This window comes from Nocardia otitidiscaviarum, from assembly GCF_007362295.1.
GTDB lineage: Bacteria > Actinomycetota > Actinomycetes > Mycobacteriales > Mycobacteriaceae > Nocardia > Nocardia otitidiscaviarum.
Genome location: NZ_CP041695.1, coordinates 1,533,514 through 1,549,188, shown reverse-complemented (window position 1 = coordinate 1,549,188; position 15,675 = coordinate 1,533,514). Strand labels below are relative to the sequence as shown.

Here is a 15,675-nt window from a genome sequence, read left to right as displayed (position 1 = left end):
ATGAGATCGAACCTCCGATACAGGAAGAGCGAGAATGACCGATCCGACTTCCGCGTCATTCGGGCGCCCAGCTGGGGTTGCCGTAGCTTCGCTCGGCCGCCGCATGGTCGAGCAATGCCTCGGCGGAGGCGGCTCGATCCTCACTCCATCGCGTCCGGTGTGGACGCGAGACAACCTCGCCGAGCTTCGGCGAGACTTCGTCGACCGCCCGGATGCCGGGGTGGGAAGCTTCTTCAGCAAGCTCGGTAAGCAGCTGGCGACAACGTCGCCGGCGGCGATTCAGCTGTTCGCCGAGCTGCTGCTGCTCAATATGCTTCCGATCACCAACCTTCGGGGCGATACGAAGATCGAGCAGTTGCAGAAGGTTCTCGGCATGAGTCGCACACCGGTTCTGGTCCCTGCCGACATCGTCGACACCCTGCGCGGCGGCGGCGTTTATCACGGTGGCCAGGCGTTCAACAACTACCGATGGATACAACTGCAGTACCTGATCAAGTTCGCATCGCACTTCGCGGAACTTTCCGAGACTGACCGTCGGCTCGCGCTCAGCGATCCACTCGTCTTCAGAGATGCAGCGAACGCTGTTGAGACGCGTCAGGTAGCACAGCGCCAATCTCTTCTCTACTTGGCCTTTCCGAGTTTCTATCTGCCGATCGTCAGCCCTGTGCATCGGCGCCGCATCCGCGACGCGTTCACGGACTATCTCAGCCACGAAACCGGCGATGTCGACCAGGATCTGCACGACATCAACGAGGCGCTCATGCGGGAGCAGGGAAACCCGGTCGACTTCTATCGTTCGCCGTGGAAGGAGCGCTGGGAACCTAAGCCAGAGGTCGCCGATCCGACCGATACCGTTCAACACGCGTGGCGAGTGCGCGGTTCCAACGTGCTCGGTTACGACTTGGTGCCGATGTGGCGGGAGAAGAGCATCGTCTCGCTGTCGGCGCGGCTACTGCGACCGGTGGAGCCCGGTATCACCCGGGATGAGCTCAAAGGGTATGTCGAAGAGGACTACCGCACATCCGGATACGCGGCCCGGCAGGAGAAGTCCGAGGAGTTCTATGCCTTCCTCGCCCGCATGCACCCTGGGGATCTCGTGGTCACCGTCAGTCAGCGCCGACTGTACTTCGGCACCATCACCAGCGACGCGGAATACAGCAAGAGCGAGGATGGCCTGTCCAATCTGCGCCGTACCGTGAAGTGGGAATCACATTCGCTCCCACTTGATTCCGCCCCCGATGAGCTGATTACGCTGCTGGACAGCCCCAGCGATGTCACCGACTTGTCCGCCCAGATCGACACGCTAAATCCCCTTGTCGAACGCCGTCACGGTCCAGCCTCGGCCAAGTCGGCAAAGCTACCCGACGCCACCCCGGAACTGGCGCAGCGTCTGCATGTCCCGCAAGCGTGGCTGCAAGAATGTATCGACCTACTCCGCGACCGGCCGCAGCTACTCTTCTACGGCCCCCCTGGCACAGGGAAAACCTATCTGGCGCAGAAGATCGCCGAGCATGTAGCGCCCGACGGCAACGTGACGGTCGTGCAGTTCCATCCAGCGTACTCGTATGAGGACTTCTTCGAGGGCTACCGCCCGATTCCGATGAGCAACGGTCAGATCGGCTTCGACCTCAAGCCCGGCCCGCTGCGCCGCATTGTGGACAAGGCGGTGGAGAATCCACACGCGGCCTATGTGCTGATCATCGATGAGATCAACCGCGGCAATCTGGCCAAGATCTTCGGTGAACTGTATTTCTTGCTGGAGTATCGGAATACGTCCATCGAACTGCTCTACCGGTCGGAATCGGAAGGCGGGTTCTCGCTGCCGCGCAACCTCGTCATGATCGGCACCATGAATACCTCCGACCGGTCGATCGCGCTGGTGGACTCCGCCATGCGCCGCCGGTTCGCTTTCCTCCCACTACATCCCAGCGAGTCACCGACGGACGGAATCCTGCGCAGCTGGCTCGCCGAGTACGGCTACGACATCACTGTCGCCGATCTGCTCGACGCCCTCAACGCTCGCATCGAGGATCCCGACTTCAAGATTGGGCCGTCATACTTCATGCGGTCGGCGGTCTTCGCGCCCGGAGGGCTCGAACGCGTTTGGCGCACAGCGATTCTGCCGCTGCTTGAGGAACACCACTACGGTGACCGCACCATCGACGTCACCGAGACCTACGGCCTCGACGCCATCCGCCGCAGCCTCGGACCGACACCCGCGAACCTGGAACGTGACAGTGGAACCACGGCTGACACTGACTGAAGGTGACCCCGCGCAACGGATCGCCCTCAGCGATTCCGAACATACCGCGTTGCAGCGGCTCGGCATTGCTGCTGTTGTACCGACCACGATGCCCGGCGTCTATGAGCTATCCGCGAGCCGGAAGGTCGGCGTGGTCTCATTAGGAGACCGAGAGCTACTGGTGCGCCCGAAGATTCAAGACCTGAACCGCCTGACATTTCTCGCCGGGTACGCCCTGAAGCCCGATATCTGGCGCGACGACCCGGTACGGCTCGACCCTGCCGAGGAGCTACTGCCCGCACTCGCGGAAGCGTTCTCCCGCATGGCGACCCGCGCCGCCGAGCAGGGCCTGCTCATGGGGTACCGCACTGTCTCCGACGACATACCGGTGCTACGTGGCCGATTGCTCACGGGTATCCAGATGAGCCGCTGGTACGGGATGCCGCTGCCCTTGGCGGTCGAGTACGACGAATTCTCCAGCGATATCGCCGAGAACCGGGTGCTGCTGCTCGCGACGACCCGGCTGCTCACCTTGCCATGCCTGTCGGAGCCCGCCCGTAGGCGTCTTCATCGTCTGCGGATGGCCTTTGCGGAGGTCACTCTGCTACCACGCGGCGCGGTCGTGCCCGCCTGGCAGCCCTCCCGACTCAACGTCCGCTTCCACGATGCCCTTCGACTGGCCGAGTTGGTACTCGCTGCCGAATCATTCGAGCATCGGTTCGGATCGCTCACCGTCACCGGCTATATGTTCGACATGTGGAAGATCTATGAGGATTTCGTATGCACCGCACTGAGCGAATCCTTGGCCCCGTACGGGGGCCACTGCGCTCTCCAGCACCGCATGCCGATGGACGATGCTGCTGAGATCACCACATGTCCAGACCTGGTCTGGTTCCGCAGCGGCCGAAACCCCCGCGCCATCGTCGACGCGAAGTACAAGGCGGAATCCCCCGCCGGATTTCCTGACGCCGACCTGTATCAAATGCTCGCTTACTGCACTGTCACCGGTCTCGACCATGGGCACCTGGTGTACGCGAAAGGCAATGCGCCCAACCGAGTTCACCGTATCCGCGGCAGCTCGGTCACCATACACTGCCACGCGCTGGATCTGTCCTTGCCCCCCTTGGACCTGCTCGCCGCTGTAGACGACCTCGCCGCTCGCATAGCAGCGCCTTCGTACGCCACGGCCACCCCGGCACAAGAGACCTGATGGCCGCCCTCGCGATCGACAAGCAATTCCTACTCGACTTCGACCGACTCGACCGCCCACTCCGACACAAGGTGGCCGGGTAGTCGAGACGTTCTACCACCACTTCTAGTCGACGATCTAGAAGACACTGTGACAACCCCGGGTGACGGACGAGATGAATCCAGTCTTCGCCGACCTGCACCGAGCCACACGCATCTACCGACGGGCACGAACGTCCAGGTCGAAGCGGGTCGGCAAGCCTGGAATCGCACCGCCGGACGGCGGTTCGTACGTGGCTCTCTGGGTGGGCGCAGAGGGGTTCGAACCCCCGACCGCTGGTGTGTAAAACCAGTGCTCTACCACTGAGCTATACGCCCTCGGGGCGCCGGCGGACCGGCGCGACGGTTTATGAATCTAGCGCGGCGAGCGCTTTCTCCCAAGCTGCCTGGTCACGGGGCTCTCCGGGGCCGTTCATTTCGGAGAATTGGATGATGCCGTCCTTGTCTACGACGAAGGTGCCGCGGTTGGGGTAGCCGGACTTCTCGTTGAAGACGCCGTAGGACTGGGCTACGGCGCCGTGGGGCCAGAAGTCGGAGAGGAGGGGGAAGGTGTAGCCTTGCTCGGCGGCCCAGATCTTGTGGGTGGGCGGGGGGCCTACCGAGATGGCGAGGATTTCGGCGTTGTCGTTCTGGAACTTGGGCAGTTCGTCGCGGACCTTGCAGAGTTCGCCCTGGCAGATGCCGGTGAAGGCGAGAGGGTAGAAGACGATGAGGACGTTCTTCTCGCCTCGGTAGCTCGACAGGGTGACTTCCTGGTTGTTCTGGTCCTTCAGGGTGAAGTCCGGGGCGAGCGTACCGACCTCTAGCGGCATACGGTGAACCTCCATCGGATTCGGGCTTACGGCGGGCGGGCACGGTCGCCCGCCCGATCGAAAACCTTAGCGAAGGCAGGGATCAGCGCTGCTTCGAGGGCGTCTTGGGTTGGGTCAGCTTGGTGCCGGTCCAACTACCCAGGCTGACCGGGGTGGTCGAATTCAGGCCCGCAGACGGTGCGGACTCGGCGATCTCGCTGGGATCGACGTGACCGGGCTGGCCGGTCTTGGGGGTGAGCACCCAGACGATGCCGTCGTCGGCCAGGGGGGTGATCACATTGAGCAGTTCGTCGACCAGGTCTCCGTCACCGTCCCGCCACCAGAGCAGCACGACCTCGACCACCTCGTCGGTGTCCTCGTCGAGGAGCTCCGAACCGATGGTCTCCTCGATCGAGTTCCGCAGCGTGTCGTCGGTATCTTCGTCCCAGCCCAGTTCCTGTACCACCATGCCGTGCGAGATGCCAAGCTTCTGAGCGTAATTCTGCGCGTCCGCCGCGGCGACCACGGTGGTGTCCTCCTCGAGTCCCGACAATAGGTAGTTGCAAGCGAACATGGTTAAGAGCCTCAGCGCAAGCCGATCGGCCGAAATCGCCGAGGAAATTGTCGCGAGTGTTATCGGGCCGGGCAGGCGTCGCGGACCGCGTTGAGGGCGTCGTTGACCTTCTTGCTGGCGTCGTTGAGCGCCGCGACCGGGGAGGTGTAGGTCATCACGCGGGCCTGGGCGGCAAGCTCTCGAGCAGCGTTCACGTAATCGGTGAGCTTCTGCGCGAGGTCCGGGGGCAGCGCCTCGCCCGCCTCCTGCACGCGCGTCTCGACGGTCCGCGCCGCATCCTCGATCGTGTTCGCGGCGGTGTCTCGTTTGGCCGCGTAGTCCGGCGCATTTGCGTCATGGGCGTCGACGAACTCGTTGTAGCGCGTCACCGCGGGACCGGTGGTGTCCCGGAACGGATCGCAGTTGTCGGCGATCGCCTTGGCCTGTGCGGCCGCCCGGCGCGACGAGGTGGCCGCCGCCGAACTCGACGACGCCTCAGCGCGATACGACGTAACCTGGGCCTCGTTGGCCGTCGGTGTGCCCTCGATGCGATCGGCACATCCCGCGACCGCTAGACCAGCGGTTACCGCCAGGCTCGCACAGACCAGACCGAACCCCCGCGGGTTCAGCAGCTTCATCGATCCTCCCGGTTCGACTGCCATGACGGTTCCCTACCGAACCGTACTGGATTTCCGGCTGACATGATGATCCAGGACGCATCGTGCACGAGGATGTGAGATGCGCCCTAGAAACCATCGTGAACGGGTACCCGCCGACCAGCGGTCACCCGGGGTAATGACGCCACGCTTGTCCCACCCCATGTACGAGGAGCAAATGTCTTGACCGACCTGATGCACCCCATTTCTTCGTCGAGTCCTACAAACGGGCCGGCACGCAATCGCCCGGCGGGGGGCCGGGTCCGAGTGATCCGCGAGGGGGTGGCGTCATACCTGCCGGACATCGATCCGGAAGAGACCAGCGAATGGCTCGAGTCCTTCGACGAGATGCTCGAGCGCGAAGGACCTGGCCGGGCGCGCTACCTGATGCTGCGGCTGCTCGAACGCGCCGGTGAACGCCGTGTCGCGATTCCCGCACTGACCTCCACCGACTACGTCAACACCATCCCCACCGAGAACGAGCCCTGGTTCCCCGGCGACGAAGAGGTCGAACGCCGCTACCGGGCCTGGATCCGCTGGAACGCGGCCGTCATGGTGCACCGCGCGCAGCGGCCCGGAATCGGTGTCGGCGGCCATATCTCGACCTATGCCTCCTCCGCCGCGCTCTACGAAGTCGGCTTCAACCACTTCTTCCGCGGCAAGGACCATCCCGGCGGCGGCGACCAGGTGTTCATCCAGGGGCACGCCTCCCCCGGCATCTACGCCCGCGCCTACCTCGAGGGACGACTGACCGAGGATCAGCTCGACGGCTTCCGCCAGGAGTACTCGCACGGCGGCCCGGGCCGCGGCCTGTCGTCGTACCCGCATCCGCGGCTCATGCCGGACTTCTGGGAATTCCCCACGGTGTCCATGGGCCTGGGCCCGATGAACGCCATCTACCAGGCGCGGTTCAACCACTACCTGAACGATCGCGGTATCAAGGACACCTCCGATCAGCACGTGTGGGCGTTCCTGGGCGACGGCGAGATGGACGAGCCGGAATCGCGCGGCCTCATCCAGGTGGCGGCCAACGAGGGCCTGGACAACCTGACCTTCGTGATCAACTGCAACCTGCAGCGCCTGGACGGCCCGGTGCGCGGTAACGGCAAGATCATTCAGGAGCTGGAGTCGTTCTTCCGCGGCGCCGGCTGGAACGTCATCAAGGTCGTGTGGGGCCGCGAGTGGGACTCCCTGCTCCAGGCCGACCGCGACGGCGCGCTGGTGAACCTGATGAACTCCACGCCCGACGGCGACTACCAGACCTACAAGGCCAATGACGGCGCGTACGTGCGCGAGCACTTCTTCGGGCGCGATCCGCGCACCAAGGAGCTGGTGAAGGGGCTGTCCGACAGCGACATCTGGAACCTCAAGCGCGGCGGCCACGACTACCGCAAGATCTACGCGGCCTATGCGGCGGCCATGGCCCACAAGGGGCAGCCGACGGTCATCCTGGCCAAGACCATCAAGGGCTACGGTCTGGGCAAGCACTTCGAGGCGCGCAACGCCACGCACCAGATGAAGAAGATGACCCTGGACGATCTGAAGGCGTTCCGCGACGTGCAGCGCATTCCGATCACCGACGCCGAGCTCGAGGCCAACCCGTACCTGCCGCCGTACTACCACCCCGGCCAGGACGATCCGGCCATCCAGTACATGATGGACCGCCGCAACTCCCTCGGCGGTTTCGTGCCCGAGCGCCGCACCAAGGCGAAGCCGCTGCAGCTGCCGGGCGATGAGCCGTACCGCTCCATACGCAAGGGTTCCGGCAAACAGAACGTGGCCACCACCATGGCTTTCGTGCGCCTGATGAAGGAACTGCTGCGCGACAAGGAGATCGGCAAGCGGATCGTGCCGATCATTCCCGACGAGGCCCGCACCTTCGGTATGGACTCGTGGTTCCCGTCGTTGAAGATCTACAACCGCAACGGCCAGCTGTACACGTCGGTCGACGCGGAACTGATGCTCGCCTACAAGGAGTCGAGCGTCGGGCAGATCCTGCACGAGGGCATCAACGAGGCCGGTTCGACCTCGTCGTTCACCGCGGTGGGCACCTCGTACGCCACCCAGGGCGAGCCGATGATCCCGCTCTACATCTTCTACTCGATGTTCGGATTCCAGCGCACCGGCGACGGCCTGTGGGCGGCGGCGGACCAGATGGCGCGCGGATTCGTCCTCGGGGCGACCGCCGGGCGGACCACGCTGACCGGTGAGGGACTACAGCACAACGACGGTCACTCGCTGCTGCTGGCGTCCACCAACCCGGCCTGCGTGCCGTACGACCCCGCCTTCGCCTACGAGATCGCCCACATCGTGCGCGACGGCCTGCGCCGCATGTACGGCGGCGGTGTCTCCTCGGGCTACCAGGAGGCGCTGCCGGGGACCGATCCGGAGACGCACTCGCGCCATCACGAGTTCGGCGGCGAGGACATCTTCTACTACATCACCCTGTACAACGAGCCGCAGTCGCAGCCCGCGGAGCCCGACGACCTGGATGTGGAGGGCCTGCTCAAGGGCATCTACCTCTACAAGAAGGGCGGCGCGGGTGACGTCCGCGCGCAGATCCTGGTGGCGGGTGTGACCATGCCCGACGGTCTGCGCGCCCAGGAGATCCTGGCCGAGGAGTGGGGCGTACAGGCCGATGTGTGGTCGGTGACCTCGTGGGGTGAACTCCGCAAGGAGGCGCTCGCCGGCGAGATCGCCAAACTGCACAACCCGACCGCCGAACCGACCGTGCCCTATGTGACCAAGGTGCTGTCGCAGGCCGAGGGCCCGTTCGTGGCCGCCTCGGACTGGATGCGGGCGGTGCCGGATCAGATCCGCCAGTGGGTTCCGGGCGACTACATCACCCTCGGCACCGACGGTTTCGGCTTCTCCGACACCCGCCCGGCCGCGCGCCGCGTATTCAACGTGGACGCGCAGTCGATCGTGGTGGCGGCGCTGTCGGGGCTGGCGAAGGCCGGGAAGATCGACGCGGGCAAGGTCGCCGAGGCGGCCGCGCGCTACCGCATCGACGACGTGAACGCCGCGCCGAAGGCGGCACCGGGTACCGAGGGCGGCGACGCATAACGGACGATAGGCATCGTGGAACGTAAACCGCCGAGGCCGCGCCGGATTTCCGAGAGCACCTCCTCCCACGAGGTGTATCTACCCACCGGCGCGCTCTCCCCGAATCGGCAGACCCGCGACCCGCTCCCGGACACGCTCCTCAAGCGGGTGAAGCAGTTCTCCGGTCGACTCTCGACCGAGGCCGTGGCGTCCATGCAGGATCGGCTGCCGTTCTTCGCCAATCTGGACGCCGCCCAGCGGGCCGGCGTGCAGATGCTGGTGCAGACGGCGGTGGTGAACTTCCTCGAATGGCTACAGGACCCGGAAAGCGATATCCGGTTCAGTCTGGACGCTTTCCAGGTCATCCCGGACGATCTGGCGCGGCGGCTCACGCTGCGCCAGACCGTCGACATGGTCCGGGTGGCCATGGAGTTCTTCGAACAGTGGCTGCCCGCGCTGGCGCGCAACGACCGGCAGCTGGTGGCGCTCACCGAGGCGGTGCTGCGATACGGGCGTGAGCTCGGTTTCGCGGCCGCCTCGGTGTACGCCAGCGCCGCGGAATCGCGGGGCGCGTGGGACACCCGGCTGGAGGCCCTGGTGGTCGACGCCGTGGTGCGCGGCGATACCGGACCCGAAATGCTCTCGCGCGCGGCCACATTGAACTGGGACGCCACCGCGCCCGCCACGGTGCTGGTGGGCACTCCCCCGAAGGACCAGATGACCGTGGTGGGTTCGGTGCACGGCATCGCCGCCCGGCACGGTCGCGCGGCGCTGGCCGTGGTGCAGGGTTCGCGGCTGGTGATGGTGGTGAGCGGACATCTGGGCGACACCATGTATCCCTCGCCGTTCCTGGCGGACCTGCTCACCGAGGTGTTCTCCGAGGGCCCGGTGGTGATCGGGCCGACCACGCGCACCCTGTCCGCGGCGCATGTGAGCGCGGTGGAGGCGATGGCCGGTATGGAGGCCGTGGTGGGCTGGCGGGGTGCGCCACGCCCGGTGCACGCGTCCGAACTCCTGCCGGAACGGGCACTGCTCGGCGATCGGGCCGCTGTGGACGCCCTGAACGAGAGTCTTGTGCTACCGTTGGCCGCCGCCGGGGCAGCGCTGTCCGACACCTTGGACGCCTACCTGGACTGCGGTGGAGCCGTCGAGACCTGCGCCCGCCAGCTGTACGTTCATCCAAATACCGTCCGCTATCGGTTGAAGCGAATCGCCGATATCACGGGACGGGATCCGATGAATCCGCGGGACGCCTATGTGCTCCGGATCGCCGCCACCATAGGTCGGCTGACACGAACCCGTAACGAATCGCCTACTTCAGCCTCAGAAGCGACTCCCGTCACAGATCCGAAAGATGGGATGTAACGCGATCCGGGAATCGGGCGATCCGGACAACTCACTTGCGCTTTTGTAGAGTCCACACAAAAGCACCCGCCAAGCTTCATTCGCGCCGACATCTCTGGAGACCCGCCTCACAGTGTTCTCTTAGAGGCGTGATCGCGTTGTTCGCCCCAGGACAGGGCTCTCAGACACCCGGCATGCTCTCCCCGTGGCTCGAACTGCCCGGTGCGGCCGACCGCATCGAGCTGTGGTCGAAAGCCTCGGGACTGGACCTGCTGCAGTTGGGCACCACTGCGACCGCTGAGGAGATCACCGATACGGCGGTGACTCAGCCGTTGGTCGTCGCGGCTGCCCTGTTGGCTTTCGCGGAAATCCCGCAGGACTCGCTTCCCGCGGATACGATCGTCGCCGGTCATTCGGTCGGCGAACTCGCCGCCGCTGCCGTCGCCGGAGTCATCTCCGCCGATGACGCGGTGGCCCTGGCCGCCATCCGCGGTGCGGAGATGGCCAAAGCTTGCGCACTCGAACCGACCGGCATGTCGGCGGTGCTCGGCGGTGACGAAGCCGCCGTGCTCGCCCGGCTCGACGAGCTGGACCTCGTTCCGGCCAACCGCAACGCGGTGGGCCAGATCGTGGCGGCGGGCCGGTTGGACGCCCTCGCGGAACTCGCGGCGAATCCCCCGGAGAAGGCCCGGATTCGCGCGCTGCCCGTGGCGGGCGCCTTCCACACCGCGTTCATGGCTCCGGCCCAGGACGCCGTGACGAAGGCCATTTCCACGATCACCCCGGGTGAACCGACCCGGGTGCTGCTGTCGAACTTCGACGGCAAACCGGTCGCCTCCGGTCAGGACGCGATCGACAAGCTCGCCGCCCAGGTCACCCGACCCGTGCGGTGGGACCTGTGTAACGAAACCGTGCGCGCGAGCGGTGTATCCGCGGTAGCGGAGCTGCCGCCCGCGGGCACCCTGGTGGGTATCGCCAAGCGGGAGCTGAAGGGTACGCCGAATCTGGCGCTCAAAACCCCGGCCGACCTCCCCGCGCTGGCCGAACTCACGACCAAGGACTAGCTTGGCCTGCGGCCTCCGGCCCGATCGTCAACGGCGACATCGGTGTACAGCCGCAAACCAGAAGAACACCACCAATCCCACAACAAGAATCACGAAGGGAGCCACGAAGTGGCCGCTCTGACCCAGGAACAGATCGTCGAAGAGCTCGGCAAGATCATCGAAGAGGTGACCGGTATCGAGCCCTCCGAGGTGACGATCGAGAAGTCCTTCGTCGATGACCTGGACATCGACTCCCTGTCGATGGTCGAGATCGCGGTGCAGACCGAGGACAAGTACGGCGTCAAGATCCCGGACGAGGATCTGGCCAGCCTGAAGACCGTCGGCGACGCCGTGGCTTACATCCAGAAGCTCGAGGCCGAGAACAGCGAAGCGGCCGCGGAGCTCAAGGCGAAGTTCGGTAGCGAGTAAAGGCCGACATCGTGACCACTCCTTCCACCCGGAACGGGAATTTCCCCAACGTCGTCGTCACCAGCATGGCGGCGACCACATCGATCGCAGGCGACGTTGATGCGACCTGGAAGGGCCTGCTCAACGGCGAAAGCGGCATCGATGTCCTCGAGGACGATTTCGTCGCCGAGTACGACCTTCCGGTCCGCATCGGCGGCCACCTGAAGGTTTCGCCGGACACCCTGCTCAGCCGGGTCGAGATCCGCCGGATGGCGTATGTCGAGCGGCTGGCGACCGTACTCGGTCGCGAGGTGTGGAAGAACGCCGGTTCCCCCGAGGTCGACCCGCTGCGGCTGGGTGTGGCCATCGGTACCGGTCTCGGCGGCGGTGACGCGCTGATCGATTCGGTGGACAAGCTGAAGAACGGTGGCTATCGCAAGATCTCGCCGCTGGCCGTTCAGATGGTCATGCCGAACGGCCCGTCCGCCGTCGTCGGTCTCGAACTCCAGGCCAGGGCAGGAGTGGTCACTCCGGTCTCGGCGTGTTCGTCGGGTTCGGAGGCCATCGCGAACGCGTGGCGCATGATCGTCATGGGTGACGCCGACATGGTCGTCACCGGCGGTGTCGAGGGCTTCATCGACTCGGTGCCGATCGCCGCCTTCTCGATGATGCGGGCCATGTCGACCCGCAACGACGACCCGAAGGGTGCCTCGCGGCCGTTCGACTCCGATCGCGACGGTTTCGTCTTCGGTGAGGCCGGTGCGCTCATGGTCATCGAGACCGAGGAGCACGCCAAGGCTCGTGGAGCCACCATCCACGCCCGACTGCTGGGCGCGGGTATCACCTCCGACGGCTTCCACCTGGTCGCCCCGGATCCGGAAGGTTCCGGTGCGGCGCGTGCGATGGAGCGTGCCATGCAGACCGCCGGTCTGTCCGCACAGGACATCACCCACGTCAACGCCCACGCGACCGCCACCCCCATCGGTGACACCGCGGAGGCCAAGGCGATTCACAAGGCGGGCGTCCAGCACGCCTCGGTGTACGCACCCAAGTCCGCCCTGGGCCACTCGATCGGCGCCGTGGGCGCGCTCGAGTCGGTGCTCACGGTCCTCAGCATCCGGGACGGCATCGTCCCCCCGACGCTGAACCTGGAGAACCAGGATCCGGAGATCGACCTGGATGTCGTGAAGGGCGAGGCTCGCCGTCAGGACATCGAGTACGCGATCAACAACTCGTTCGGTTTCGGTGGGCACAATGTCGCGCTCGCCTTCGGCCGGTACTGACGACACCGGTCGTTAGCCAAGCGGTCCCGGCGGGGTCTCGGCAAGAGATCCCGCCGCCGAAACCACCGCCGGGACTTCGACATTCGCAGCCGCTCTCAGCGACCGCGCTTCCTTTCACAGGAGTTCGCGATGACCATCATGGCTCCCGCGCATGCGGATACCACCACGACCGATCCCCGCGATCCGCTGGGCCGGTTGCAGCGCTTCTTCGATCCCGGAACCGTGCTGCCCCTGCACCCCCGCGACAAGTCCGGCGTGCTCGCCGCCATCGGTGAGGTCGACGGCGTGCGCACGGTGGCCTACTGCTCGGACGCCACCGTCATGGGCGGTGCGATGGGCGTCGAGGGCTGCAAGCACATCGTCGATGCGATCGACACCGCCATCGACTCCAAGATTCCCGTTGTCGGCCTGTGGCATTCGGGTGGCGCCCGCCTCGCGGAAGGGGTGGAGGCGCTGCACGCGGTCGGCCTGGTCTTCGAGGCCATGGTCCGCGCGTCCGGACAGGTCCCCCAGATTTCCGTGGTGCTCGGCTTCGCCGCCGGTGGCGCCGCCTACGGTCCCGCGCTGACCGATATCGTGATCATGGCTCCCGAGGGGCGCGTCTTCGTCACCGGCCCGGATGTGGTCCGCAGTGTGACCGGTGAGAACGTGGACATGGCGACCCTGGGCGGTCCGATCACCCACGGCAAGAAGTCCGGCGTCTGCCATATCGTCGCCGACGACGAGTCCGATGCCATGCACCGCGCCCGCCGCCTGGTCTCGATGTTCGCCGAACAGGGCGAATTCGATATGACCGCGGCCGCGCACGGCGACGTCGACCTCAAGGCCATCCTGCCGGAGTCGGCCAAGCGCGCCTACGACGTCAAGCCGCTCATCCACGAACTGCTCGACAATGTGGACGGCGAAAGTTCCTTCGAGGAATTGCAGGGCGGTTACGCCCGCTCCATCGTCACCGGCCTGGGTCGCCTCGGCGGTCGCACCGTGGGCGTGCTGGCCAACAACCCGATTCGCCTGGGCGGCTGCCTCAACTCCGAAAGCGCCGAGAAGGCAGCGCGTTTCGTGCGCCTGTGCAACGCCTTCGGCATTCCGATGGTCGTGGTGACCGACGTGCCCGGCTACCTGCCCGGCGTGAGCATGGAGTGGGAGGGCGTGGTGCGCCGCGGCGCGAAGCTGCTGCACGCCTTCGCCGAGGCCCGCGTCCCGCGCGTCACCCTGGTGACCCGCAAGATCTACGGTGGCGCGTACATCGCCATGAACGCCCGCTCGCTCGGCGCCACCGCGGTCTACGCCTGGCCCGACTCCGAGGTCGCGGTCATGGGCGCCAAGGCCGCCGTGGGCATCCTGCACAAGAAGGCGCTCGCCGCGGCTCCCGAGGAGGAGCGCGAGGCCCTGCTCGAGCGCCTGACCGCCGAACACGAGGCCATTGCCGGCGGTGTCGGCCGCGCACTGTCCATCGGCGTGGTGGACGAGGTCATCGACCCGGCCAAGACCCGCTCGACCATCGCGGCGGCCCTGGCCGCGGCCCCGTCCCGGCCGCAGCACAACAAGAACATCCCGCTGTAGCAGCGGTCCAGCGAACCCGGAGCGGGGCGGTCTCATTCGAGGCCGCCCCGCTCCGCATTCCCAGGGCAAATCATCGGATGTTCTTCGCTACTGGCAACAGTGGCGATACGGCGGTGATACACGGCGCTCCTAGCGTGCACGCATGTCCGCAACCCTGGAGAGAATCGACACCGCCGAACCCGCTGCCCGACCACCCTGGTATTCCTCGCTGTTCGTGCAGCTTCTGGTGGCCGTGGTCGCCGGAATCACCGTCGGCGCGCTGTGGCCGGATCTCGGCGCCGATCTGAAACCGCTGGGCGACGGATTCATCAAGCTCATCAAGATGGTGATCGCGCCCATCGTGTTCTGCACGGTGGTGCTCGGCATCGCCCACATCGGGAATCTGAAGTCGGTGGGGCGCATCGGCATCAAAGCGCTGATCTACTTCGAGGTGGTGACCACCTTCGCGCTGGTCTTCGGGCTGGTGGTGGGAAATCTGGTGCGGCCGGGCGCGGGGTTCAGCATCGACCCGGAGACGCTCGCCACCGGCGCCGAGGCGGTGGCGCAGAAGACCGGTGACGGGGAGCTGCCGCATACGGTCGAATTCCTGCTCAACATCATCCCGGCCTCGCTGGTGTCGGCCTTCGCGGAGAACCAACTGCTCCAGGTGCTGTTCATCGCGGTGCTGTTCGGGTTGGCGCTGGCCAAGTTCGGCGAGAACGGGCCGCCGGTGGTACTGGAGCTGATCGATCACGTCAGCCGCATCCTGTTCATCGTGATCGGCTGGATCATGCGGCTGTCCCCGCTGGGCGCGTTCGGCGCGATGGCCTACATCATCGGGCAGTACGGGCTGCGGTCACTGGGCAGCTATGCCAAGCTGATCGCCTGCTGCTACGGGGCCGCCGCGCTGTTTCTGCTGGTGCTGGCGGTGATCACCCGGGTGTTCGCCGGGGTGAGCTTCTGGAAGCTGTTGCGCTACCTCAAGGACGAGCTGTTCGTGGCCCTGGGCACCGCGTCCACCGAGGTGGTGCTGCCCCGCATCATGACCAAACTCATCGACGCCGGAGCCTCACGGGCGACCACCGGTCTCGTCGTACCGACCGGATACTCGTTCAATCTGGACGGTGCGACGCTGTATCTGGCCATCTGCGTGCTGTTCCTGTCGCAGGCGGTCGGCGTGGACCTGACGCTGGGTGAGCAGATCACCGCGCTGCTGGTGCTCATGCTGACCTCGAAGGGGATGGCGGGGGTGCCGGGCTCGTCCTTCCTGGCGCTGTCGGCCACCATCAGCGCCATCGGGCACGGCTCCATTCCCGTTGCGGCCGTGGCAATTCTGCTCGGCGCCGACCGCATCATGGATTCCATGCGGGTGACGGTCAATCTGCTCGGCAATTGTGTCGCCACCCTGGTGGTCGCCAACTGGGAGGGACAACTCGACCACGAGCGGCTCGCCCGGGTGCTGGACGCGCGGCAATCCACGTCGAGGCCGACGACGGGGTCGTGACGGTGGCGCGGGGGCA

The 15,675-nt window shown here is 65.8% G+C and carries 12 protein-coding genes and 1 tRNA gene; 9 read left to right on the top strand and 4 right to left on the bottom strand.

Annotated elements, in window-relative coordinates; genetic code table 11:
* The first annotated feature begins 34 nt into the window (after nucleotides 1-34).
* Nucleotides 35-2,263: an McrB family protein gene (locus FOH10_RS06550; protein WP_143980040.1), complete on the top strand. Its 2,229-nt coding sequence runs from the start codon at nucleotides 35-37 to the stop codon at nucleotides 2,261-2,263.
* Nucleotides 2,238-3,452: an McrC family protein gene (locus FOH10_RS06545; RefSeq protein ID WP_143980039.1), complete on the top strand. Its 1,215-nt coding sequence runs from the start codon at nucleotides 2,238-2,240 to the stop codon at nucleotides 3,450-3,452. Before FOH10_RS06550 ends, FOH10_RS06545 begins: the two co-directional genes overlap by 26 nt.
* A 284-nt stretch (nucleotides 3,453-3,736) precedes the next feature.
* Here the strand turns inward: FOH10_RS06545 and FOH10_RS06540 are convergent.
* From FOH10_RS06540 to FOH10_RS06525, 4 genes are all read right to left on the bottom strand, one after another.
* Nucleotides 3,737-3,808: transfer RNA gene (locus FOH10_RS06540), tRNA-Val, on the bottom strand.
* 29 nt (nucleotides 3,809-3,837) lie between these two features.
* On the bottom strand, nucleotides 3,838-4,302 hold the full coding sequence (locus FOH10_RS06535) for a peroxiredoxin (protein ID WP_029932672.1): 465 nt from the start codon (nucleotides 4,300-4,302) through the stop codon (nucleotides 3,838-3,840).
* An 82-nt stretch (nucleotides 4,303-4,384) separates the two neighbouring features.
* A complete protein-coding gene (locus tag FOH10_RS06530; protein ID WP_029932673.1) occupies nucleotides 4,385-4,807 on the bottom strand; it encodes a DUF3052 domain-containing protein in 423 nt (140 codons plus the stop codon).
* A gap of 107 nt (nucleotides 4,808-4,914) precedes the next feature.
* Nucleotides 4,915-5,472 (bottom strand): hypothetical protein, encoded by a 558-nt coding sequence (locus FOH10_RS06525; RefSeq protein WP_039811663.1) that lies wholly within the window; start codon nucleotides 5,470-5,472, stop codon nucleotides 4,915-4,917.
* A gap of 213 nt (nucleotides 5,473-5,685) precedes the next feature.
* Here FOH10_RS06525 and aceE point away from each other — a divergent pair, with 213 nt between their 5' ends.
* From aceE to dctA, 7 genes are all read left to right on the top strand, one after another.
* The gene (aceE, locus tag FOH10_RS06520; protein ID WP_143983896.1) at nucleotides 5,686-8,556 is read left to right on the top strand and encodes a pyruvate dehydrogenase (acetyl-transferring), homodimeric type; all 2,871 of its coding nucleotides are present in this window, start codon (nucleotides 5,686-5,688) and stop codon (nucleotides 8,554-8,556) included.
* A 45-nt stretch (nucleotides 8,557-8,601) separates the two neighbouring features.
* Nucleotides 8,602-9,900, top strand: coding sequence for a PucR family transcriptional regulator (locus tag FOH10_RS06515; RefSeq protein WP_411157494.1), 1,299 nt, complete (start codon nucleotides 8,602-8,604; stop codon nucleotides 9,898-9,900).
* Nucleotides 9,901-10,028: 128 nt separating this feature from the next.
* Nucleotides 10,029-10,943, top strand: a complete 915-nt coding sequence (locus tag FOH10_RS06510; RefSeq protein WP_143980038.1) for an ACP S-malonyltransferase — start codon at nucleotides 10,029-10,031, stop codon at nucleotides 10,941-10,943.
* 108 nt (nucleotides 10,944-11,051) lie between these two features.
* Nucleotides 11,052-11,351: a meromycolate extension acyl carrier protein AcpM gene (gene acpM / locus FOH10_RS06505; RefSeq protein WP_029932678.1), complete on the top strand. Its 300-nt coding sequence runs from the start codon at nucleotides 11,052-11,054 to the stop codon at nucleotides 11,349-11,351.
* Nucleotides 11,352-11,362: 11 nt separating this feature from the next.
* Entirely contained in the window at nucleotides 11,363-12,613 is a 1,251-nt protein-coding gene (locus FOH10_RS06500; RefSeq protein WP_143980037.1) for a KasA/KasB family beta-ketoacyl-ACP synthase, read from the top strand.
* A 129-nt stretch (nucleotides 12,614-12,742) separates the two neighbouring features.
* Nucleotides 12,743-14,176, top strand: coding sequence for an acyl-CoA carboxylase subunit beta (locus tag FOH10_RS06495; RefSeq protein ID WP_143980036.1), 1,434 nt, complete (start codon nucleotides 12,743-12,745; stop codon nucleotides 14,174-14,176).
* Between the two features lie 142 nt (nucleotides 14,177-14,318).
* On the top strand, nucleotides 14,319-15,659 hold the full coding sequence (dctA, locus tag FOH10_RS06490; protein WP_143980035.1) for a C4-dicarboxylate transporter DctA: 1,341 nt from the start codon (nucleotides 14,319-14,321) through the stop codon (nucleotides 15,657-15,659).
* Nucleotides 15,660-15,675: the final 16 nt, after the last annotated feature.